Annotated in this window: 2 protein-coding genes; both read right to left on the reverse strand. The window is 54.9% G+C overall.

Annotated elements, in window-relative coordinates; all coding sequences use genetic code 11:
- Positions 1-617: 617 nt before the first annotated feature.
- Positions 618-776, reverse strand: a complete 159-nt coding sequence (locus HED64_RS19580) for a hypothetical protein (RefSeq protein ID WP_168153617.1) — start codon at positions 774-776, stop codon at positions 618-620.
- Between the two features lie 98 nt (positions 777-874).
- Positions 875-1,807, reverse strand: coding sequence for a trypsin-like serine peptidase (locus tag HED64_RS19585; protein ID WP_168153618.1), 933 nt, complete (start codon positions 1,805-1,807; stop codon positions 875-877).
- Positions 1,808-2,463 lie beyond the last annotated feature (656 nt).

The raw sequence follows: 2,463 nt of genomic DNA on the forward strand, positions 1-2,463 counted from the left end.
CCACAAACCCCGAAAACACAACGAAACCACACCAAAAAGCCACTACTCAGCCCACACACCCACCAAAAACATGCACGTGATCCCCACCACGAGCAAAAGCGGCAATGGCCATCAGCTCAACCGAGGAAGTGAAGCTATGCAGGAATCAATTGCAGCATCGAACACCACCAGGTGAACCAGTCAACCCTTAGTCCGCGCCCGGTAAGCCGCGGTGCGCGCCGACCATACTGGTTCATCGGAATCGGGCCGTTCTGGAGAGGTCGAGCCAAGTCTCGATGTGGATTCGAAACAGGCGCCTCCCCCGTAGCGTTGACAGTGAAGACTCTTTCAGCTGCCATCTCGCGTATCAAGTCGATCTTTCACGACGACAAGCGGCCGGCCGTCTGAAAGGCTAGGCCCAAGTGTCGCCTCACGTCTCGAGCAGCCGGAGTGGTTTGCCCTGAATCGAAAGCCCTTAGAAGAAGGTTCAACAAGGAGGACAGGAGAAGTTCGTTCTAGGTTCCCGCGGAAGTTTCGGGTCTCCGTAGGGGTAACCGTCCTTTGGCAAGATTCTCCTTTTGGACTGATTGTTCCCCCCCAAGGGTGGCAGCGGGATCGTTCCAACGCTCTAGCGTTGTTCACTCGGATTCGTGTGGGACTTGTTCCTGTTCCAGCGGGGCACTCGGAACGTGTACCTCCAGTTCCCGGGGAACAGCGGCCTTTCTTTTGACTTCCGAAAAGTAGTCAAGTTGCTCTTCGACCGTAGCTTCAATCTTGAAGCTGCTCGGTTCACTCATTCTTGAGCCGCCTTTCGAAGTTCTCCCGGTTTTTAGATGCATCTCTAGCGATCGGGGGTGTAATGCCATGTAGGGCATTACACCCCCGATGTTGAAGGCTAGTTTTGTGCCGTCTGGTATGCCTGTTCGATGACCGATCCCCAGTAAGGTCCGAACATCGTATTACGAATACCACCGTAGCCGAAGCTGTTCACCGAGTTCTGGAATCCATCCGAGCCGCCCAGGAACCAAGGACCTCCAGAAGAACCACCCGTCATATCGCACGGAATTCCTTGGGACTGAGATTGTCCGTACGGATCGTCGCTCGCAACTCCGCCGCATGTTTGCAGTGTCTCACCATTAAATGGCCGGGCAGCCGGATAGCCGAAAGCTGAATAAGTTAGTCCTCTGGCCTGATTGAAAGCGACGCCGGAGGCTCCGACCTGATCGGCGAGACTCTGTCCGCTATCGTCAGAAACAACTGCGAATCCTGTGTCGTAAGTGATGTCGCCTCCTTGACTCCATTGGGTCGGTGCAACAAGTTCGGTTGCAGCGAATGTGCCATATGGCGCATTCCCGTTTTCATAGGCGGGGACAAACACCCAACGTGTTGCGAAGGCACCGGGCCCCTCGTTTACGCAGTGACCCGCGGTGGAGACCGTCGATTCGTTGACAGCAGTTACTGCGTTGCCGGAGCATACGTAGTCCGCTCCACCCAAGGTGAAGAACACCTTACCAATGTGGGAAACCGGAGTCACCGCCGTATTCTTGGTCGGCTTGCCGGCCTTCAGCGTCGGGCTCTTGGCATTCGCGCTCTGGCCAGCAATCTTGGTTGCTTTGCCAGAATCTAACGGCACGTTCGATCCCGACTTTCCACGAACGAGACTGTCCGCAGTTTTGGCATTCTTCATTCGCTGCGGAGTCCAGTATTTAGTGGCGCTTTCCGCCTGGGACGGGGAAATCTGCTTCGAGTCGACCAGATCGGGTGCTGACGGTGGTGCTGCGTTTGCGATGGTTCCGGTTCCGCCAACAAATGCTCCAGCGAGCAGCATCGTGGCTAGAGCTAAGCTCTTGGCCTTGCGTTTGTGGGGATGTCGACTTGCGCGTGTTTTTTGCACGTTTTCTCCCTGTCCGGCGGTACGGTGACCACCTTCAAACTGTGTGCCGAAGCACTTGTGGAAAATAGTCAAACACACACTTCAAACATTGACTAGAGGTAATCAGGACGCAATATTCGGCCTGACATGCGTGTTCAAATACGTTCGCTGCAATGTTTCGTGTCTCCTGAATTGGCATTACAACGGATCCGTAACCGCGGCAATGGGACACTAATCATTTTCTATTGCATGCGAACTCCAGCAAATCTCGGTGAAGAATTTGCGCTTATGCAGCATAGATAATCGGCCCGCAAACAAACGTTTCAAACCGACGCGATCGTGTTCATTGAAATTCCCCAGTTGCAGTACGCAGAATTCCCATGAGGACCGAATGTCATCGCATCCCAATCATCATCAGAGGCAGGGAATCCCCGTCGGAGCGTGAGGGCCACGGCATCAATCAAGGCCACCTCAACGAGAACTTCGCTCTTCCAGTGTGCTGGCTGGTTGGGGTCGGTCTGGCCAGGGCCTTGAGCTCTACGGGAATCTGCTTAACGCAAAAAGGGGTCGGGTGCTGTCGGCGTGAGCCGACAGCACCCGACCCCACCAAG

It is taken from the genome of Paeniglutamicibacter terrestris (assembly GCF_012271785.1).
In the GTDB taxonomy this organism is placed as follows: Bacteria; Actinomycetota; Actinomycetes; order Actinomycetales; family Micrococcaceae; genus Paeniglutamicibacter; species Paeniglutamicibacter terrestris.

Coding starts and splice junctions, on each gene's coding strand:
- HED64_RS19580 (WP_168153617.1), bottom strand. CDS start 776: ATGAGTGAACCGAGCAGCTTCAAGATTGAAGCTACGGTCGAAGAGCAA.
- HED64_RS19585 (WP_168153618.1), bottom strand. CDS start 1,807: ATGCTGCTCGCTGGAGCATTTGTTGGCGGAACCGGAACCATCGCAAAC.